The organism is Bradyrhizobium sp. CCBAU 11361 (assembly GCF_028128935.1).
Taxonomy (GTDB): domain Bacteria; phylum Pseudomonadota; class Alphaproteobacteria; order Rhizobiales; family Xanthobacteraceae; genus Bradyrhizobium; species Bradyrhizobium niftali.
This window is the reverse complement of the sequence record NZ_LBJZ01000196.1, coordinates 64,655-84,040: the sequence shown is the minus strand read 5'-3', so window position 1 is coordinate 84,040 and position 19,386 is coordinate 64,655. Positions and strand designations below refer to the sequence as shown.

20 protein-coding genes and 1 tRNA gene are annotated in these 19,386 nt (G+C 64.9%); 7 read left to right on the top strand and 14 right to left on the bottom strand.

Going from position 1 to position 19,386, the window contains the following annotated elements; all coding sequences use genetic code 11:
• Positions 1-70: 70 nt before the first annotated feature.
• Together XI08_RS37255 and XI08_RS37250 are read right to left on the bottom strand one after the other, a co-directional pair.
• Positions 71-913, bottom strand: a complete 843-nt coding sequence (locus XI08_RS37255; protein ID WP_027543393.1) for a fumarylacetoacetate hydrolase family protein — start codon at positions 911-913, stop codon at positions 71-73.
• Between the two features lie 225 nt (positions 914-1,138).
• Positions 1,139-1,987 (bottom strand): MBL fold metallo-hydrolase, encoded by an 849-nt coding sequence (locus XI08_RS37250; RefSeq protein ID WP_271578230.1) that lies wholly within the window; start codon positions 1,985-1,987, stop codon positions 1,139-1,141.
• A gap of 244 nt (positions 1,988-2,231) precedes the next feature.
• On the opposite strand from XI08_RS37250, the gene XI08_RS37245 reads away from it, so the two are divergent.
• Positions 2,232-2,663 carry a DUF3775 domain-containing protein gene (locus XI08_RS37245; RefSeq protein ID WP_027543391.1) on the top strand — a complete coding sequence of 144 codons (432 nt, stop codon included), beginning with the start codon at positions 2,232-2,234 and terminating at the stop codon, positions 2,661-2,663.
• Positions 2,664-2,800: 137 nt separating this feature from the next.
• Here XI08_RS37245 and XI08_RS37240 read toward each other — a convergent pair whose 3' ends face one another.
• The 3 genes from XI08_RS37240 to XI08_RS37230 form a co-directional block, all read right to left on the bottom strand.
• Complete coding sequence (locus tag XI08_RS37240; protein ID WP_271578229.1) at positions 2,801-3,790, bottom strand: NADPH:quinone reductase; 990 nt, start codon at positions 3,788-3,790, stop codon at positions 2,801-2,803.
• Entirely contained in the window at positions 3,787-4,569 is a 783-nt protein-coding gene (locus XI08_RS37235) for an SDR family oxidoreductase (RefSeq protein WP_027543389.1), read from the bottom strand. Before XI08_RS37235 ends, XI08_RS37240 begins: the two co-directional genes overlap by 4 nt.
• 254 nt (positions 4,570-4,823) lie before the next feature.
• Positions 4,824-5,336 carry a CvpA family protein gene (locus tag XI08_RS37230; RefSeq protein ID WP_271578228.1) on the bottom strand — a complete coding sequence of 171 codons (513 nt, stop codon included), beginning with the start codon at positions 5,334-5,336 and terminating at the stop codon, positions 4,824-4,826.
• 121 nt (positions 5,337-5,457) lie between these two features.
• Here XI08_RS37230 and XI08_RS37225 point away from each other — a divergent pair, with 121 nt between their 5' ends.
• Complete coding sequence (locus XI08_RS37225; RefSeq protein WP_271578227.1) at positions 5,458-6,219, top strand: SDR family oxidoreductase; 762 nt, start codon at positions 5,458-5,460, stop codon at positions 6,217-6,219.
• A 187-nt stretch (positions 6,220-6,406) separates the two neighbouring features.
• Here the strand turns inward: XI08_RS37225 and XI08_RS37220 are convergent, their stop codons facing one another.
• The gene (locus XI08_RS37220) at positions 6,407-8,005 is read right to left on the bottom strand and encodes a GMC family oxidoreductase (RefSeq protein WP_271578226.1); all 1,599 of its coding nucleotides are present in this window, start codon (positions 8,003-8,005) and stop codon (positions 6,407-6,409) included.
• A 99-nt stretch (positions 8,006-8,104) separates the two neighbouring features.
• Positions 8,105-9,574, bottom strand: a complete 1,470-nt coding sequence (locus tag XI08_RS37215) for a coniferyl aldehyde dehydrogenase (RefSeq protein ID WP_271578225.1) — start codon at positions 9,572-9,574, stop codon at positions 8,105-8,107.
• 311 nt (positions 9,575-9,885) lie between these two features.
• Between XI08_RS37215 and XI08_RS37210 the strand changes: the two genes are divergently transcribed.
• Positions 9,886-9,962, top strand: a tRNA-Met gene (locus XI08_RS37210).
• Positions 9,963-10,041: 79 nt separating this feature from the next.
• On the opposite strand, the gene XI08_RS37205 is transcribed toward XI08_RS37210, so the two are convergent.
• The 5 genes from XI08_RS37205 to XI08_RS37185 are packed head-to-tail and all read right to left on the bottom strand — an operon-like array spanning position 10,042 to position 14,013.
• The gene (locus XI08_RS37205) at positions 10,042-10,809 is read right to left on the bottom strand and encodes an ABC transporter permease (protein WP_271578224.1); all 768 of its coding nucleotides are present in this window, start codon (positions 10,807-10,809) and stop codon (positions 10,042-10,044) included.
• A complete protein-coding gene (locus tag XI08_RS37200; RefSeq protein ID WP_271578223.1) occupies positions 10,806-11,570 on the bottom strand; it encodes an ABC transporter permease in 765 nt (254 codons plus the stop codon). Before XI08_RS37200 ends, XI08_RS37205 begins: the two co-directional genes overlap by 4 nt.
• Entirely contained in the window at positions 11,567-12,373 is an 807-nt protein-coding gene (locus XI08_RS37195; RefSeq protein WP_271578222.1) for an ABC transporter ATP-binding protein, read from the bottom strand. The genes XI08_RS37200 and XI08_RS37195 overlap by 4 nt, the downstream gene beginning before the upstream one ends.
• The gene (locus XI08_RS37190; RefSeq protein WP_027543381.1) at positions 12,370-13,074 is read right to left on the bottom strand and encodes a GntR family transcriptional regulator; all 705 of its coding nucleotides are present in this window, start codon (positions 13,072-13,074) and stop codon (positions 12,370-12,372) included. Before XI08_RS37190 ends, XI08_RS37195 begins: the two co-directional genes overlap by 4 nt.
• A 12-nt stretch (positions 13,075-13,086) precedes the next feature.
• On the bottom strand, positions 13,087-14,013 hold the full coding sequence (locus XI08_RS37185) for an ABC transporter substrate-binding protein (RefSeq protein WP_333929075.1): 927 nt from the start codon (positions 14,011-14,013) through the stop codon (positions 13,087-13,089).
• 112 nt (positions 14,014-14,125) lie between these two features.
• Between XI08_RS37185 and XI08_RS37180 the strand changes: the two genes are divergently transcribed.
• The 3 genes from XI08_RS37180 (at position 14,126) to XI08_RS37170 (ending at position 16,977) form a co-directional block, all read left to right on the top strand.
• The gene (locus XI08_RS37180) at positions 14,126-15,115 is read left to right on the top strand and encodes a fumarylacetoacetate hydrolase family protein (RefSeq protein ID WP_027543379.1); all 990 of its coding nucleotides are present in this window, start codon (positions 14,126-14,128) and stop codon (positions 15,113-15,115) included.
• Positions 15,116-15,162: 47 nt separating this feature from the next.
• On the top strand, positions 15,163-15,939 hold the full coding sequence (locus XI08_RS37175) for a cyclase family protein (RefSeq protein WP_135175554.1): 777 nt from the start codon (positions 15,163-15,165) through the stop codon (positions 15,937-15,939).
• 156 nt (positions 15,940-16,095) lie between these two features.
• Positions 16,096-16,977, top strand: coding sequence for a PhzF family phenazine biosynthesis protein (locus XI08_RS37170; protein WP_271578220.1), 882 nt, complete (start codon positions 16,096-16,098; stop codon positions 16,975-16,977).
• 51 nt (positions 16,978-17,028) lie between these two features.
• Here XI08_RS37170 and XI08_RS37165 read toward each other — a convergent pair whose 3' ends face one another.
• Positions 17,029-17,340 (bottom strand): ArsR/SmtB family transcription factor, encoded by a 312-nt coding sequence (locus tag XI08_RS37165; protein ID WP_271578358.1) that lies wholly within the window; start codon positions 17,338-17,340, stop codon positions 17,029-17,031.
• Positions 17,341-17,434: 94 nt separating this feature from the next.
• Here XI08_RS37165 and XI08_RS37160 point away from each other — a divergent pair, with 94 nt between their 5' ends.
• A complete protein-coding gene (locus tag XI08_RS37160; RefSeq protein ID WP_271578219.1) occupies positions 17,435-18,187 on the top strand; it encodes an SDR family NAD(P)-dependent oxidoreductase in 753 nt (250 codons plus the stop codon).
• A gap of 118 nt (positions 18,188-18,305) precedes the next feature.
• Here XI08_RS37160 and XI08_RS37155 read toward each other — a convergent pair whose 3' ends face one another.
• Positions 18,306-19,343, bottom strand: a complete 1,038-nt coding sequence (locus XI08_RS37155; protein ID WP_271578218.1) for a thermonuclease family protein — start codon at positions 19,341-19,343, stop codon at positions 18,306-18,308.
• Between the last annotated feature and the right edge of the window lie 43 nt (positions 19,344-19,386).

Here is a 19,386-nt window from a genome sequence, read left to right as displayed (position 1 = left end):
TGTCTCCGGGGAAATAGTCTGGATTGCTTCGTCGCTTCGCTCCTCGCAATGACGGGGAGAGGGCGGAGGCTTACGCCGCAATAATCTCCTGCCGCTGCTCGCCGAGGCCCTCGATGCCGAGCGTCACGACGTCGCCGACATTGAGGAAGGTCGGCGGCTTCATGCCGAGGCCGACGCCGGGCGGGGTGCCCGTGGTGATGATGTCGCCCGGCAGCAGCGTCATGAACTGCGAGACGTAGGAGATGCACTTGGCCATGGAGAATATCATGGTCGTGGTCGAGCCGGTCTGGCGACGCTGACCGTTGACGTCGAGCCACATCGACAGGTTCTGCACGTCCTTGATCTCGTCCCTGGTGGCGAGCCACGGGCCGACCGGGCCAAACGTGTCGTGCGACTTGCCCTTGGTCCACTGTCCCAGGCGCTCGGTCTGGAAGTTGCGCTCGGAGACGTCGTTGCAGACGCAATAGCCGGCCACGTAGTTCAGCGCATCGGCTTCCGAGACGTACTTGGCGCGGGTGCCGATGATCGCGGCGATCTCGACCTCCCAGTCGAGCTTGGTCGAGCCGCGCGGCTTCTCGACCGCGTCGTTCGGGCCGGACAGCGAGGTGTTCGCCTTCATGAAGATGATCGGCTCGGTCGGAATCGCTGCTCCCGTTTCCTTGGCGTGGTCGCTGTAGTTGAGGCCGATGGCGACGAATTTCGAGATGCCGGTGACCGGCGCGCCGAACCGCGGCTTGCCGGAGACGGCGGGCAGCGCGGCGGGGTCGAGGGCGGCGAGCTTCTTCAGGCTTTCCGGCGAATAGGCCTCGCCGGTCAGGTCCTTCACATGCGCCGACAGGTCGCGCAACTGGCCGGATTTGTCGATCAGGCCGGGTTTTTCCGCACCCTTTTCGCCATAACGAACAAGCTTCATTCTCGTTTCTCCCTGGAGATGGACCGATCGGTTAAACAGCTTCATGGAACAGGGCGGCGGGAAATTCAACCGCTCAAAGCGGGGCGCATTGCAGCCCCTCGCTCGTAGGGTGGGTTAGCACGTGGCTGCGCGAAGCGCAGTCCGGGCGTAACCCACCTCTTCTGTTTCCGAGGGGATAGACCGTGGTGGGTTACGCCTTCGGCTAACCCACCCTACGATTGCATCTCACCCCAGCGCCACGAGCCTGAACGCGTCCCCGTCCCGCATGATGTGTCCGGCCGAGTAATGCCCGCCGATCACCAGCGTCGGGGTGTCGGCAAAGCGCGAGAACACCTTGTGCCGGGTCGCCGCCGATTGAGCGGGATCGGTATCGACGACCGAGCACCAGTCGAGATGCGCCATCTGGCAGGGATGATGGGCGACGTCGCCGGTGAGCAGCCCCTGTTCACCGCCGGACTCGATCAGGACGCTCATGTGACCGGGGCTGTGGCCGGGGGTCGGGATCACGCTGATCTCGTCGGACAGCCGGTGGTCGTTCGGGATCAGCTCGGCCTGGCCCGCATCGACGACCGGTTTCACGGAATCGTCGAACACCGCGATCTTGTCCGGTTCGGTCGAATGGTCGCGCCAATACTCATATTCGGTCCTGCCGAACACATAGCGCGCCTCCGGGAAGGTCGGCACCCATTTGCCGTCGACCAGTTTCGTATTCCAGCCGACATGGTCGACATGAAGATGCGTGCACAGCACGGTGTCGATGCTGTCAGGGGCAAATCCCGCTGCCGTCATGGTCTCCAGAAACGGCGTGCTGCGGTTATTCCAGACCGGGACGCCGCGGCCCTGCTTGTCGTTGCCGAGACCGGTGTCGACCACGATGCGGCGCGTCGGCGTCTCCACCACCAGCGCGTGGATCGACATTTTCAGCCGGCCCTCGTCGGTGGCGAAATGCGGGATCAGCCAGGGCAGCTTCCGGATTTCATCGTTGGTCGCGGCCGGCAGGATGAAGCGGGTCGAGCCGACTGTCTCCATCTCGACGAGCTTCGTAATCCTGACCTTGCCCACCTTCCACGACATCCGGCGTGTCCCCATGTTCTTGCTTTGCGCCTCGCTGTCATTCCGGGGCGATGCGCAAGCATCGAACCTGGAATCTCGAGATCGTTGCGTGAGATTCCGGGTTCGCGACTACGTCGCGCCCCGGAATGACGAGAGAGGACGCTTTGGCGCGGAAACATGCGGGTTTCCGCCATGAAGCGCAATGGATCATCTGATGGCGCGCCGCGTTATCGCTAGAACACAGGACAAGCCGGAGGGAAAGACGATGCCAGAGCTTGCAATTTCCGCCGAGAAGGTCGCTTTCATCATCGAGAAGGCCCGCGAATTCGACGTCAAGGAAGCTGCATCCGATCCGGACTCGGGCTCGAACCCCTCCGACGATGACGAGATCGACGTGCTGGAAGACACGACGTCCGATCCGGTCGCAAGCGAGTTGATCGGCTTCATCGGGGCGCTGAACGAGGACGAGCAGCTCGACCTCGTGACGCTGATGTGGCTCGGCCGCGGCGACGGCTCCGTCGACGAGTGGGACGACCTGCGCGCCCGCGCCGCCGAGGCCCGCGCCGAATACAAGGCGCCCCGGCGCGAAGCTGTGCAATATCTACTGGGCGAGCCGATGCTGGGCGATCTGTTGGCCGACGGCATGGACGAGCTGGGCATCGACTGGACCGACGAGCGGACCACGCCGGTATCCTAGAGCTGAAGATCTACACGAGGTCGTCATGCCCGGGCTTGTCCCGGGCATCCATGTTCTTCGTGCCGTGAGCAAGACGTGGATGGCCGGGACGAGCCCGGCCATGACGCTGTGGAAGCTTCAACGGACCAACTCAGCTCTCACCGTGCGCAGTCGACGATCACGGTACCGAGCTTGTCGCCCTTCTCGACGGCGAGATGCGCCTGCGCCGTGTCGGATAACGCAAACTGCGCCGCGATAGTGTGTAGCCGCGGCCCCGCCGCCAGCCATTTCGTGATGTCGGCCTGCGCCGCCGCGAGCAGCACCGGCGGCAGTGCGAACAGCACCAGCGTGCGCAGCACGATGCACTTTTCCATCAGCTCGCGCATCGGGACAACCGGCGTGCGGTTGCCGTTGGTGGCATAGACCGCAATGGTCGAATTCAGCGCCATCAACTTCAAGGTGGTGGCGATGTTGCCGCCGAAATCGACGTCCACCACGCGGTCCACGCCGCGTCCGCCGGTGAAGGCCATCGCCTTGGCAACGACGTCTTCGTCCCTGTAATTGACCACGAGATCGGCGCCCGCACGCCGCGCCTGCTCGGCCTTCATCGCCGAGCTGACGGTCGCGATCACCTGCGCGCCACCCCATTTGGCGAGCTGCACAGCATAGTGGCCGACCGCGCCGGCACCGCCGGTGACGAGCACGGTCTTGCCGACGATCGGCCCGTCCGCAAACAGGCCGCACCATGCAGTCATCGCGGGGATGCCGAGCGTTGCGCCCTCCGCGAAAGAGAGGTTATCCGGCAGCGGCGTCACCAACTGCTCGGCGAGCGCGATATATTCCGCCGCCGTGCCGAACGCGCGGCCGTTGCGCTGGCCGTTGAACAGCCAGACGCGGTCGCCGAGCTTAAAGCGCGTCACGTCGTCGCCGACCTGGTCGACAAACCCCGCGCCGTCGCTGTTCGGAATGACGCGCTCGTATTCCATCGCGCGATAGCCGCCGCCGCGCCGGCCGACATCGGCCGCGTTCACGCCGGAGGCTTCCAGGCGAATGCGCACCTCGCCTGGGCCCGCGACCGGCGCCGGCATCTCACCGTAGGTGAGGACGTCGACGGCCGGCCCCGTCTGTTCGTACCAGACCGCCCTCAAAGCGTGCCCGGGAACGCGCCGCCGTCGAGCAGAATATTCTGCCCGGTGATGAAGCCGGCTTTGGCGCCGCAGAGGAAGGCGCAGGCATAGCCGAACTCGTCGGGCTGGCCGAAGCGGCCGGCGGGGTTGAGCTTGGCGCGCTCGGTCAGGATCTGCTCGGGCGTTGTACCGCGCTTGTCGGCCTCGGCCTTGGCGGTGCCGGTCAGGCGATCGGTCTCGAACGGGCCCGGCAGCAGGCCGTTGATGGTGACGTTGTTGATCACGGTCTTGCGCGACAGGCCGGCGATGAAGCCGGTGAGGCCGGCGCGCGCGCCGTTGGAGAGGCCGAGGATGTCGATCGGCGCCTTCACCGCGGCCGAGGTGATGTTGACGATGCGGCCGAACTTGCGCGCCATCATGCCGTCGACGGTCGCCTTGATCAGCTCGATCGGGGTCAGCATGTTGGCGTCGATCGCCTTGATCCAGTCGTCGCGGGTCCAGTTGCGGAAATCGCCGGGCGGCGGGCCGCCGGCATTGTTGATCAGGATGTCGGGCTCCGGGCAGGCCTTCAGCACCGCCTCGCGGCCCGCCGGCGTCGTGATGTCGCCGACGATCTCGGTGACCTTCACACCCGGATAGGCTTTGCGGATGTCGTCGGCCGTCTTCTTCAGGGCTTCGGCGCCGCGCGCGGTCAGCGTGACGTCAACGCCGGCTTCCGCCAGCGAGACGGCGCAGGCGCGGCCGAGGCCCTTGCTGGATGCGCAGACGATGGCGCGGCGACCTTTGATCCCAAGATCCACAGTTTCACTCCCGTAATGTCAGGCAGGTTTTGGACGGGCGGCACTCTAGCCAACTGTGGCGCCGCTGGTAAGGGACGGGCTCGCACCAAAATGCATGGCGCGCGGCGCGGCGATGCAAATGCGCAGGCATGATCCGGACCCGAAGGGCGCGTTAGCGAAAAGTGTGTAGCGGTTTTCCCTCGCGACAAACGCGGAACGCGTCTGCGCGGAGATCATGCTCAAACAAATGAGCTGGAGCGCGATTTCATCGCGCTCTAGATCCGCCGCTCCTGCTTCAGGCGGTCGATCGCGGCGGCGGCCTCCGGCGGCAATGTCTTGAAGCCCATCTGCCCGACCGTCGAGAACAGCGGCCGCAGATGCGAGCCGGCGAGGAAGGGCGGCTGGCGATTGGCCGGCACGATCTGGTCGAACACCAGCACCAGCGTGGTGGCGACGAGGCCGACCCTGACGGCGCCGAGCGCGGCGCCGCCGAGGCGGTCGCCGATCCCGGCTTCGCGTATCGTGTCGTTCAGCGCCAGGCGGCCGATATACCCAAGCAGCATGCCGACGACCACGAAGATGCCGAAGAACCAGATCCAGTTTTGCAGCAGCGGCGCGTTCGGATTGCTCGCGACCTGCGGCACGATCAGCGGCATCAGTGCGACCGCGATGGGTGCGGCGAGCAGATAGGCGAGGATGGTCATGGCGCTGCGCAGCAGGCCAGTCCTGAATCCGAAGCCGATGGCGATGGCGAGCGCCGCATAGACGGCGAGATCGAAACTGTTCATGAGGAAGGCCCTGCTTCGGTGGAACGAATGAACGCCGAACCAATCATTCCGGTTTCAGATCGCTAAAATCGTCTGTACTTTTGGCTCCAGAAGCTCAGGGGTTACGCCCAAGGACATCGTCATGTCAGGCCTATTCGACGTCAGTAAAGAAACCATCCTCGTCACCGGCGCGAGCCAGGGGCTGGGGCGGCAGTTTGCCCGGGTGCTGGCGGCGCATGGCGCGGCCGTCGCGCTCGCGGCACGGCAGACCGACAAGTTGAAGAATCTGGAACAGGAGATCCGCGGCAACGGCGGCCGCGCCGCCGCCGTCGCGCTCGACGTCACCGACATGTCATCGATCGCCAAGACTGTGGATGCCACGGAAGCCGCACTCGGTCCGATCACAGTGCTGATCAACAATGCCGGCATCGCCATCGAGAAGCTCGCGACCGAGCAGACCGAATCCGATTGGGACGCCGTGATCGGCGCCAATCTCAAGGGCGCCTATTTCCTCGCGACCGAAGTCGCGCGGCGCATGATCGCGCGCAAGCAGGACGGCAACATCGTCAACATCGCCTCCGTGCTCGGCACCGGCGTCTTGAAGGCGGTGTCACCCTACGCGATCTCCAAGGCCGGCATCATCCAGGCGACGAAATCGATGGCGCTGGAGCTCGCGGGGCAGAACATCCGCATCAACGCGCTGGCGCCCGGCTATATCGACACCGAGATGAACCACGCCTTCTGGTCGACCCCGGCGGGCGAGCGTTTGGCAAAACGCATCCCCCAGCGCCGTGTCGGCGCCGAGTCCGATCTCGACGGCGCAATCCTGCTGCTGGCCTCGAAGGCCTCGCGCTACATGACGGGGAGCGTCATCACTGTCGACGGTGGGTTCTTGCTGAATTGAGCCCCGCTGTCGTCCCGGGGCGCGCGTAGCGCGAGCCCGGGACCCATAACCCCAGGGAGGAATTTGGCGAAGACTCGGAGTTACCAGCTCGCGCAGCAACTTCTCCCTGGGGTATGGGTCCCGGCCCCCCGTGCGCAATTGCGCACTAGGCCGGGACGACGGCGGAGAATGACGCGATAGCGTCGCGCTACCTCGCCCGCATCTCCCCCCGGATCATATCCGCTGCCTTCTCCCCGATCATGATCGTCGGCGCGTTGGTATTGCCGCCGATCAGCGTCGGCATGATCGAGGCATCGACGACGCGCAAGGCCTCGACGCCGTGTACCTTCAACTGCGGATCGACCACCGCCATCGCGTCCGTGCCCATCTTGCAGGTGCCGACGGGGTGATAAACGGTGTCGACGCGATTGCGCAGGATGGCGCGAATGTCGTCGTCCGTTCTCACATCGGACGTGAACATGTCCTTTTTCTGCAACGCGCGCATCGCAGGCGTCTCCATCAGCCGTCGCGTGGTCTTGAAGCCCGCGACCATCGTCTCGAGATCCTCCGCCTCGCCCAAAAAGTTCGGATCGATCATGGGTGCAGCGAGCGGATCGGCGCTCTTCAGCCAGACGCTGCCGCGGCTCTTCGGTCTGAGCAGGCAGACATGGCATGAGAAGCCCGCTTCCTTATGCTTCTTGCGGCCGTGGTCGTCGAGCATCGCGATGATGAAGTGCAGTTGAATGTCGGGCACGTCGAGGTGGGCCTGCGTCTTCAGGAAGCCGCCACACTCGGCGAAATTGGTGGTCATCAGGCCGCGTCGCTCGCGGCGGTACCGCTGGATCGCGCGCAGCAGGGATGGCAGCCGGCCGAGTGAGGCGTGAACGAAGTGCGGATAGTCGGAGGCGTAGACGAACACGAAATCCGGATGGTCCTGCAGATTGCGCCCGACGCCCGGCAGGTGATGCACGACGCCGATGCCGTGCGCGGCAAGCGCATCGCCGTCGCCGATACCCGACAGCATCAGCAATTGCGGTGACTGGAAGGCGCCGCCGGCGAGGATCACCTCGCGGCGGGCGCGCAGCTGCTTCAGCTCCTTGCCCTGCCGGTACTCGACGCCCACTGCGCGCCTGCCTTCGAACAAGATGCGCGTGGCATGCGCCTGCGTCTCGACGCGCAGATTCGCTCGCTTGCCCATGTGGGGATCCACATAGGCGCGCGCCGCGCTCCAGCGCTCGCCACCGTGCTGCGTCACCTGATAGCTGCCGAGCCCTTCGTGGTCCTCGGCATTGAAGTCCTCGCGGATGCGGAACTGCGCTTCGCGCGCGGCCTGATGGAAGACGTCATGGATCGGATTGTCCGAGCGTAGCTTGTTGACATACAGCGGGCCGCCCTTGCCGTGATATTCGCCGTCGAAATCGGCGTTGTTCTCCGAGCGCTTGAAGTAGGGCAGCACATCCGCATACGACCAGCCGGAATTGCCGAGCGCGGCCCAGTGGTCGTAGTCCCATTTGTTGCCGCGGATGTAGACCATCGCGTTGATCGCCGAAGAGCCGCCGAGCCCCTTGCCGCGCGGTTGATAGCCGATGCGGCCGTTCAATCCCTTCTGCGGCACAGTATCGAACGCCCAGTTGGCCGCGCGGTATGGCAAAGCGAGCCCGAATGGCGTGGTGATCCGCCAACTGTCGTTCCGTCCGCCCGCATCGAGCAGCGCCACGGATGTCGCCGCATCCTCCGACAGCCGCCCCGCAACGGTGCAGCCGCCGGAGCCCGCGCCCACGACGACGAAATCGAATGTCTCAGTCAATGTTGTTTCCCCCTTTATTGTCATTCCGGGGCGATGCGAAGCATCGAGCCCGGAATCTCGCGGTTCCGGGTTCGCTTCGCGCCCCGAAACGACTTTCCCCTACGACATGAACCGCATCAACTTCTCCAGCCGCGCGATCTTGCCGCCATAGGGCGGGTAGAGGTCGGCGAGGCGGTTGAATTTCGAGCGGTAGAACACCGGCTTCAGCTTGCTGAACGTCCTGAAGCCCCATTCGCCGTGATAGGCGCCGGTGCCGGATGCGCCGACGCCGCCCATCGGCTGGTTGATTTGCGCGAAGTGGAACAGGCAGTCGTTGACGGTGACGCCGCCGGAGACGGTGCGCGACAGCACCGCGTCGCGCGCGTCGCGGTCCTTGCCGAACCAGTACAGCGCGAGCGGCCGGTCGCGGCGGTTGACGAAGGCGATGGCATCCGCCGGCTCGCGGTAGCCCAGCACGGGCAGCACCGGGCCAAAGATCTCCTCCTGCATCACCGCCATGTCTTCGCCGGCACCGAGGATCAGCGTCGGCGGGAATTTGCGGTGTGCCTTCCAGTTGGGATCATCAGGCTTTGCCGGCTGCAGGATCTTTGCGCCGCGCTCTACGGCATCCGCGACGAGACCTTCGAGCCGCGCGTAGTGCCGGTCGGAGATGACGGAGGTGTAGTCCTTGTTGGCGGGATCGGTGCCGAACATGCGCCGCATCTGCGCGCGCACCTTTTCGGCGAAGGCCTGCAACGAGTGCTCCGGCACCAGCACGTAATCCGGCGCGATGCAGGTTTGCCCGGCATTGAGCAGCTTGCCGTAGGCGATGCGCTCGGCCGCCTCCTCGAGATCGGCGGATTGATCGATGATCGCCGGCGACTTGCCGCCGAGCTCGAGCGTGACAGGCGTGAGATTCCGCCCCGCGGCCTCCGCGACCAGCCGCCCGACCCGGGTCGAGCCGGTGAACACCAGATGATCGAACGGCAGGCTCGCAAAGGCCTTGGCGATCTCGTCCTCGACGCCGGTGACGAGCAGTTCGGTCGCATCGAACCTTGCGGCGACCGTCTCCTTCAGCAGCGCCGAGAAGTGCGGGACCAGCTCGCTCGGCTTGATGATGACATGGTTGCCGGCGGCGAGCGCGCCGATCGCCGGCGCGAGCGTGAGCTGGAGCGGATAATTCCAGGGCGCGATGATGCCGACGACGCCGAGCGGCTGCGGGATCAGCCGGTTGCGCGCGGGCAGGAATTGCAGCGCGGTGGCGACGCGCTGCGGCGCCATCCAGCTCTTCAGGTGCTTTGTGGCATGCCGGATCTCGCTGTAGACCATCATGGTCTCGGCGATGGTGGTCTCGACCGCCGAGCGGTGGCCGAAATCGGCCGAGATCGCCTGCCGGAAGCGCTCTTCATTGTCCGCGACGACGGCGCGCAGCCGCGCCAGCCGGTCGAGCCGCCCGGCCAGATCGGCGGCCGGCTCCGCCCGCGACCGCGCGACCATGGTGTGGAAGGCGTCTTCGAGGCCGCGAAGCGAGGCGCCCGTCGGGGATCGGTCCAAAGATCGGTCGAAGATCTGATCCCTGATCTGGCCCATGGTGTTCCTCCCCAAAATGGCGTTTCGCCCTTGGTTTTGTTGCCGCAAGCTGGCCCTTTGTGGAACTTCTGGCAAGGGCGCGGCTGGCGGGCCGGAATCCGGTCCATCCACCTGTCATAAAGTCGAAAAAAACGTCCTCGCAGCCCTTTCCAAAGGCAGCCCGGGTTGGTACATACCCCCCGCACCCGACGGGCTTTGCCCCGGGGTTGCCTTCCAAGGAAGCCTTTGGGACGGAAGAAGCAAGCCACGCGAACAGCGTCGGCCTTACCTCATCGTCCCCGGCATTTTGACGAAGGCGCGCAACGGTTTAACGCGGGGTGGAGCAGCCCGGTAGCTCGTCAGGCTCATAACCTGAAGGTCATAGGTTCAAATCCTATCCCCGCAACCAAATTCGGACTTCACCGGTTCCGATACGAAGATGGCCCGCATGATGCGGGCCATTTTTGTATCTGGCGATGTGATCACCGCTACCGGGCCGCAGTCTGCCAGGCGAGCAGTCGCTGCTCGACGAGCGACATCGCAATCGACGTCAAATATCCGGTCGCACCGAGCAGGATGACGCCGGCGAAGAGGTCGGCGGATCGGAACGCGCGTGCCGAGAGCAGGACCCACTGACCAAGGCCGTCGAGTCCGGCCAGGATTTCGCAGACCACGGAGAGAATCAGCGCAACCGTCAGGCTGAGGCGCATGCCGGCGAGGATATCAGGCAATGCCGAGGGCAGGGCGATCTTGCCGATGATTGCGGCGCGCGACATTTGCAGCGAGCGGGCGACCTCATAGAGCCGCGGCTCGACCGCGGCAAAGCCGTGAATGGTCGCAAGCATGATCGGCCAGATCGCGCCGAAGGCGATCACGAACAGCGCCATGCCTCGCGTCAGCCCGAGCATGGCGATCGCAACCGGGATGATCGCCGAGACCGGCAGGGGCCGCAAAAATTCCAGCGACGGCGCGACATAGGCGCGCATCATCTTCGACGATCCGATCAGCGCGCCGAGCGCAATGCCGGCGATCGATGCGGCGAGCCAGCCATAGGCCATGTGCTCGAGCGTGCCGATCAGCTTGCCCGAGAGATCGCCGCTTGAAAAGCCTCGCACCAGGGCGGCCCAGGCGCGGTCCGGACCGGGCAGGAACACCGGCGAGACCAGCCGCAGATTGGCGGCGAGCTGCCACGCCGCGATGAAGCCGGCCGCGACGAGGATGCTTGCGACGCGCCAGAGGATCGCAGCGCGGTTCATGGATTGTCTCCGGCGAGCGCGGCGCGGCCGAACAGGCGGCGCTGGGCCGCAATCAACAGGATGTTCAGTGCGTAGCCGATCACGCCGATCCAAAGCAGATAAGCGAGCATCAGGTCGGCGCGCAGCGCCTGCTGCGCCAGCATGATGCCGGCGCCGAGCCCGATCGGATTGATCGCGATCTCGACGGTGACGGCGACGATCAGAGCAATGCCGGCCGACAGGCGGAAGGCGACGAAGATCCGCGGCAGTGCGGCCGGGATCACGATCTTCGCGATCCGCTGCGGCGCGCTCAGCCGCAGGGCCCGCGACACCTCCATCAATCGCGGCTCGATACTGCGCACCGCGCTGCGCGTCAGGATCAGCATCGGCCAGACGCAGGCGAACGCCACGATCACGATCTCCATCCGGTAGCCGAAGCCGAGCGCGATCAGCGCAATCGGCAGCAGCGCGATCGACGGAATCGGACGGATCGCCTCGACCGTCACCTCCATCAGCCGGTCAAGGGGACGCGAGATGCCGAAGGCGATGCCGAGTAAAAGCCCGATGGCGCTGCCGATCGCGAGGCCCGCAAAGGCGGCGAACAGCGTGTCGCGGGTCGCGATCGGAATTGAGAGGTCGGCAAGCGCAGCGGCCAGCGCCGCGAGGATCGCGCTCGGCGGGGCCAGGCTGTCGCTTTGCAGATGGGTGAGGCGCGCCCACAGCTCGAACGCCAGCATGAGCGCCAGCGGCAACAGCAAGGGCCTGGCGCGGTCGAGGCTCAATGTTCGGTCGCCTTGATGAAGTCGAACAATTGCCGGCGCAGCCGCAGGAATTCCGGATGCTCGCGGGTGGCGAGCTGGTCGCGCGGACGCGGCAGGTCGACATCGAGCTCGATCCCGATCCGGCCCGGATGCGGCAGCAGGCCGACGACGCGGTCGCCGAGATAGATCGCCTCGTCGAGATCGTGGGTCACGAAGATCACGGTCGTCTGGCTCGCGTGCGTCAGCGACAGGACCTCGTCCTGCAAGCCCTGGCGCGTCATCGCGTCGAGCGCGCCGAACGGCTCGTCCATCAGCAGCGTCGTCGGCTCCTGCGCAAGACAGCGCGCGATCTGCAGGCGCTGCTGCATGCCCCCCGACATTTCGGTCGGATATTTGTCGGCATGGCCGGGCAAGCCGACCTTGCGCAGCAGCGCCTCGATGCGCGCGCCGCGCTCGCGCGCCGGCACACGAGAGGCTTCCAGCGCTAGCGAGATGTTTCCGGCTGCGGTCCGCCACGGCAACAGCGCCTTGCCATAATCCTGGAACACGATCGCGACCTCGCGGCGCGGCTCGGTGATCGGCTCGCCGTCGAAGGTGACGGCGCCGCTTGTGGGGCGATAGAGGCCCGCGGCGAGCCGCAGCGCCGTGGTCTTGCCACAGCCTGAGGCGCCGACGATGCAGAGGAATTCGCCCGGCCGCACCTCCAGATCGAGATTCTCGATGATGGTCTTGCCGCCGAGCCGCAGCGTCGCGGCGTTGAACGCGATCAGCGTTTTTTGCCGCCGCGCGGCGCGCGCTTCGTCGAGCATGGCAACGACACTCATGATTGCTCCCCGCTCGCCTGCGGATAGACGAAATCGATGGTCGAGTGCAGATGCGCCGCCAGCATTTTTTGCGCGGCGGCCAGGTCACGGGCAAGCACATGGTCGGCGAGCATCTGGTGACTCCGGATAAACCCTTCGCCGCTGTCGATCGCACCCATCATCACGCGGCGGTAGCGATAGGCCTGGTCGTAGAGGTCGGAATGGGCCGCCAGCATGCGCTGTGAGCCGCAGGCGGCGAGCAGCGCGGTGTGAAAGCCCTTGTGGAGCCGGTCGAAATCGGCCGCGCCTTCGCGGAATTCGTTGCCGGTGCGCTCGATATGCCGGCGCATCTGATGCAGCGCGCTGACGATGCCAGCCTCCCAGGCGACATCGCCATGGAGAATGGCGAGCCTGACGGCCTCGATCTCGACCGCCGTCCGCATGCAAGTGATGTCAGCGAGATCCTCGCGGCTGACCTCTGCGACGCGAAAGCCGCGCTGGCCGATGCCGACGATCAGGCCGCGTGACATCAGCCGCGACAGGCCTTCGCGCAGGGGCGTCGCGCCGATCTCGTAGCGCTGCACGAGATCGACGATGCCGAGCCGCGATCCCGGTGCGAGATGTCCGGCCAGGATGTCCTGCTCGATGAGGGTTGCGGCGCGCTCGCTCAACGTTCCGGCTTCCGCCGGAGCACGGTCGAGAGCGCGTTCGGGAGCAGGCATCGCCAATGTCCTTTAGTTCAGCACCAGTTTCGCGGTGACGAGCTTCGATTGCAGCATCTTTTGCGACGACATCACGTCGATCCACCAGCTTAGGTTTTCCGGCTTGAGGTTCGGCTCGGACTGGTTCGGCGGCGTCGCCTTGACGAGCTCGAGCGGCTGCTTGGTGAACCTGGCGATCGAGGCGGAGGCCTTCTCGCGATCGTTGTTGACGATTGGGGCGGCCTCCGCGATGGCCTCGCGGAATTTCTTCACGGTCGCAGCGTTCTTCTCCGCCCAGTCTCGCGACGCGGCGTAGAAGATGATCGGATCGGTGCGGCCGAGCTCGGCGCCGTACCGCGCGCCGACTGAGCCTAATCCCGCATTGGTCATGCGTGTGACGAACGGCTCGGCCGTGAGCACGGCATCGACGCCGCCGGACTTGATGATGTCGGCCATGGTCGGGAACGTGACTTCGACGAAATTGACGCTCTTGGGATCGACGCCTTTCTCCACCAGCCATTTCACGAACAGCACGTGGAGGAAGGCGTTCAGGCCGGGCGCGCCGACCTTCTTGCCGACGAAATCCTTCGGCTCCTTGATGGTGAGGCCGTTGCGGACGAAGGCGGCGATCGCGGTGTTCGAGATCGTGTTCATGACCGAGGCGCCGGCGATCGCGACGAGGTCGAGGCCGCCGTCGACGGCCTGGAGGAAGACGGTGGAGGTGGGGCCGCCGACCTGAATCGAGTTCGACAGGATTGCCGCCGGGATGTTGGAGTTGATCGCGATCGGCGTCATCTCGACGTCCAGCCCGTGCTTCTTGAAGATGCCTTCGTCAACCGCGACCATGGCCGATGCGCAGTCGGAGGTCGCGGTGCAGCCGATCTGGATCTTGGCCTGCGCCAGCGCTGGCGCCGTCAAGGCAACAGACACCCCAACTCCGAGCGCGAGACCCGCCAACATCGCCCCTATCTGCGTTCGCCTCACCACGCTCTCCCTAATTTGTATTTTTCATGCTTGTTTATCGATATTTTATCTGATCATATATTTGAAACGATAGCAAGGGGTGCCCAAGGTGAAGCTCGCAACATTCAGATCTGCCGGTCAGGAGAAGATCGGCGCCGTCCACGCCAATGACAGCCAGCTGTTCGACCTCGCCGCCGCCGCCGCGCGGGACGGCCAGGCCGATCCGGCCTTCGGCTCGATGCTGGCGCTGATTGATGCCGGGCCCGGCGCACTCGATCGGGCCCGTGCCCTGCTCGACAAGCAGGGCCAGGACGCCACGCTGTCGGCGGCGGTCAGCGCCGTCGACATCCTCGCGCCGGTGCCGGAGCCGCGGCAGATGCGCGACGGCATGTCGTTTGCCCTGCACATCCTGCAAGCGCCGCGCGGGCAGCGAAAGCTCGCCGCGCGCGCCAAGGGCGACATGGCGGAATTGGCGCGCATCGACGCCGAGCCGCTCGGCGAGCTGCCCGAGGTCTATCGCAAGCAGCCGATCTTCTACATCACCAACCGCTTCAGCGTCCGCGGCACCAACACCACGGTGAAATGGCCGCGCTACAGCAAGGTCATGGACTACGAGCTCGAATTCGGGATCATCACCAAGAACAAGGGCGCGAACATCTCCGCCGCGAAGGCGAAGGATCACATCTTCGGCTACACCATCTTCAACGATTTCTCCGCGCGCGACGCACAGCGCATCGAGATGGAAGGACGACTCGGCCCGGCCAAGGGCAAGAGCTTCGACGGCGGCAACGTGATGGGTCCCTGGATCGTGACGCCGGACGAGATCGGCGATCCCTATCGTTTGAAGATGGAAGCGCGCGTCAACGGCGAGACCCGCTCGCAAGGCGTCAGCGAGGGCATGCTGTTCTCCTTCGAGGAGATCATCGCCCACGTCACCCAGGACGAGACGCTGATGCCCGGCGAATTCATCGGCTCCGGCACGGTCGGCAATGGCTGCGGCCTCGAGCTCGGATGGTTTCTCGAGCATGGCGATACGATCGAGCTCGAGGTCGAGAAGATCGGCATTTTGAAGAACCGCGTCGAGCGGCAAGAAGTCTGAAGGGACGCCTGACCGCCGCCAACGAGAACAATCAACGAGGAAGCGCCATGACGAGCAAGCTGATCGACATTTCCGTCCCCCTCCAGAACGACGTGCCGGCCGACCCGCCTGGCAATCATCCGACGATTCAGTACATCAACCACCAGCAGGGCCTGCCGCGCATGCTGCAGTTCTTCGACGGGTTGAAGGCCGAGGATCTGCCGGACGGGCAGGGCTGGGCGGTGGAACAGGTCAGTCTCTCGACCCACAACGGAACGCATCTCGACGCACCCTGGCATTTTCACCCGACTATGAATCGCGGCGAGCGTTCCTGGACCATCGACGAGGTGCCGCTGGAATGGTGCTTCCAGCCCGGCGTGAAGCTCGACTTCCGGCACTTGCCGGACGGCTATGTCGCAACGGCCAAGGACGTCGAGGCCGAGCTCAAGCGCATCGGCCATGAGCTGAAGCCGCTCGAGATCGTCGTGGTCAACACCAGCGCCGGCGCCAAATATGGCCGGCAGGACTACGTCACGTCGGGCTGCGGCATGGGCTATGAAGCAACCATGTACCTGCTCGAGCGCGGTGTGCGCCTGACCGGCATCGACGGCTGGAGCTGGGACGCGCCGTTCGTTCATACCGCGAAAAAATACGCCGAGACGAGGGACGCAAGCCTGATCTGGGAAGGTCACAAGGCCGGCCGCCATATCGGCTATTGCCATCTGGAGAAGCTGCACAATCTCGAACTGCTGCCGTCAACCGGCTTCAAGGTGTCATGCTTCCCCGTGAAGATCGAACGAGCCTCGGCAGGTTGGACGCGAGCGGTCGCGATTTTGGAGAGCTGAGCTTCTTAAGGCCCGCGTTGAGCGGGCCATTTTGCTTTGGTGACTGCACGGGGGCCCCTTTAATCGTGCCGCGCTGCTCGACAAAATCGGCTTTCTCGGATGTCGCTGCGACAGCTATACCATCGCTGTCCTGCTTTCCTTGAAGTGAGCTATCCGATGACCGAGGTCGAGCTTGTCAATGTGTTCACCCACATGGGGCGGGGCGGCAATCCGTGCCCGATCGTCGTCGACGCGTCGCGCCTTCAGCCTGCGGGAATGCAGTCGGTGGCCCGGCACTTTGGGCATGAGTCGGGCTTCGTTCTGCCGGCGCCCGGACTTGACTCCGACTACGTCTTCCGGTTCTGGGTTCCGCGGCACGAGATGGAGATGTGCGGTCATGCGACGATTGGCGCCCTCTGGGTCCTCGCGACCAAGGGGCGCTTGCCGGGCGAACAGGTCCGCATCGAGACGCGCAGTGGATCGGTGACGGGTTATGTCGACCGTGCGGCCTCGGGCGAACCGTCCGTCGAGATCAGCCAGCCCGTCGGCAAGGTCGTTGATCTCTCGCCTGCCGAAGAGGAGGACGTTCTGTCGACGCTCAAGCTGTCGCGCCGCGATCTGCTTGACCTACCCGTGCAGAACGCCGTCACCTCGCGCGTGAAGACGCTCATCCCGATCAAGGGCGTCCGCGAGCTCAACGAACTGGTGCCGGACCCGGCGCAGATCGAGGCGTGCTGTGGACGGATCGGGTCCACCGGACTCTACCCCTACGCCATCGACCATCAGGGCGAACGGCGTTTCGAGGCGCGGCAGTTTCCAAAGTCGTCCGGTTACCCGGAAGATGCTGCCACCGGCATTGCCGCCGCGGCGCTTGCGTTCGGACTGCTCAAGAACGAACTGGTCGAACCCAACAGCAAGCGGATCACCATCATGCAGGGCCGCGCGATGGGAGCGTTGTCCGAGATCCGGGTGCGCCTCGGCTTCGCGGGCAGTAGGCCCGTCGGTTGCCTGCTGGGAGGCTCGGTCACGCGCGCGGAGCAGCACGTCTTGCAGCCTTAGCAGGTCGGCGCAGGGACGGCGGCTACACCTGTGCCTTCAGCGCGAATGCCCTCAGTCCGGAAAGCTCAGGATCATCTTGAGCAGTTTCGGAAACCGCGTGTTGATGTCCTCCTCGCGCAGGACGTTGCGGTGCTGGACGCCTTGCTTTGACGTCCGGACCAGGCCGGCCTCCCGCAGAATGCGAAAATGGTTCGACAGGGTCGACTTCGCCATATCGGGGCAAGGCGCCGCCTCGGTGCACGACATGCAATCCTTCTGCGCGGCCAGACTCTTGACGATACGCAGGCGCATGGGATCCGCGAGGGCGCCGAGCACCCCGGCCAGTGTAATCTCCTCCCGCGCCGGGTGAACGAACTGCGCCATGCCCAAAATATAGCACGTCCCTTGAACTGGTCCAATAGTTCATTAGTATTGAACTATTGAATATCGGCATCCTGCCGAACAATGGAGACATGCGATGACCAAGAGACTCGAAGGAAAAGTTGCGCTCGTGACCGGCGCATCCAAAGGCATCGGTGCCGCAATCTCCGCCCGGCTCGCGGCCGAGGGGGCGGCGGTCGCCGTCAACTACAGCGCCAGCAAAGAGGCCGCCGACCGCGTGGTCGCCGCAATCATCGCCAAGGGTGGCAAGGCCGTCGCAGTCCGCGGTAATCTCGCCGACGCCAAGGACGTGAAAAGCGCCGTCGCGGAGACCGTGAAGGCGTTCGGTGCGATCGACATCCTCGTCAACAACGCGGGCGTCTACGAATTCGCGCCGCTCGAGTCCATCACGCCCGAGCATTTCCACAGGCATTTCGACCTCAACGTGCTCGGCCTTCTCCTGGTCTCGGGTGAAGCGTCGAAGCACTTCAACGCCAATGGCGGGAGCATCATCAACATCAGCTCCGGCGTATCGACCATCGCGCCGGCGAACACCGCCGTCTACACCGCGACGAAGGCATCGGTGGATGCGATCTCCGCCGTGCTGGCGAAGGAGCTGGCGCCGCGCAAGATCCGTGTCAACGCCGTCAATCCAGGCATGATCGCCACCGAAGGCGTGGTGTCGGCCGGCCTGCACGAGGGCGACATGCGCAACTGGATCGAATCCGTCACCCCGCTTGGCCGGATCGGCAAGGCTGAGGAGATCGCTGCCGCGGTGGCCTTCTTCGCCTCGGACGAGGCGTCCTACGTCACGGGCGAGACGCTTCACGTCACCGGCGGTCTTCGCTGACGCGACGGGTGATCCGGCGGTCCGACGTCGCTGAAGGCCACGTTCGGATTCTCACAGCTTTGGATGAGAAAATGGCCCGCATTGAGCGGGCCATTTTTGCTTTGGCGACAGGCAATCGTCAGAAATGGACGATGGGCTTGCCGTCCGCTCCGACCAGGCTCGACGGCGCCTCCCCGAACACCAGCCCTTCCGGCTGAAACTTGATCGCCTTCCCGCCCTCGACGAACTCCGCGAAATTCCGCGGCGTGGCCGAGTGCACGCCATTGGTCAGGAAGTCGTCGATCGCGTAGCAGGTGTCGGGCTTGCCGCCGGAGCCTTCGCCCAGGAACTTCTGGAAATTCTGGCTGGTTACCTTCGCCTTCTTGCGCGCCGACCAGTTGGTATAGCGGCGGTAGGGCTTTGGCATGATCACCGGGCCCTTGTCGGTCGCGAGCACATCTGTCTCGTTCTTCCTGGGCTCGCGCAGGTCGAAGTCGAACGCGGGAATGGTTCTGGCGAGATGCTTCCAGACCAGCAGCTTCTTGGTTCGCGCGGTCTTGGCGAGGGCGAGGAAGGCCTTGATCTCGTCGTCGTTCATCGAGGAGTAGAACGTCGGATAGGCAAAGCCCTGCTCGACCAGCCAGTGGTTGATGTCGACCGTCCGGTTCGCGACCGTCACCTCGATGTCGCCAACCAGTCGTCCATAGGTGTCGAACACCTCGTTCGGCGCATCGACATGGGTGAACACCCGGCAGGCCAGCGTCGGTCCGCCGGCACGGCTGAGGAAATCATGCAGCGCCTTGCTCGACGTCGCGCCGAGGAATTGCCGGTAGGGGTGCGTGACCTCGTGATAGGCCTGCCGCTTGGCATCCGTCAGGCCCTTCTTCTCGGCGGGCGACAGCGGCGAGGGCTGGTAGTGCAGCTCCGGCGCGTCGATGCCCTGAAGGCGAACGGTCAGCTTGCCGTTCTTGATCGGCGCCGTGTTGGTTCGGCCCTTGACCTTGGCGTTGTCGAAGACGTGGGTCGACTGGAACGGCGAGGTGTCGTTCTTGCGAAAGCGGATCGCATCGGGCGCGACGTTCACCACGACCTTGGTGGTGTCGGCGTCAGACCGTCCCTCCGGCCAGAACTGGCTGACCTCGATGGTGCCTTCGACCTCCAGCAGTCCCACGGGCATCGGCCGCTCCTGTCAACGGGCGCGACGGTCGCCTCAAGCAGGC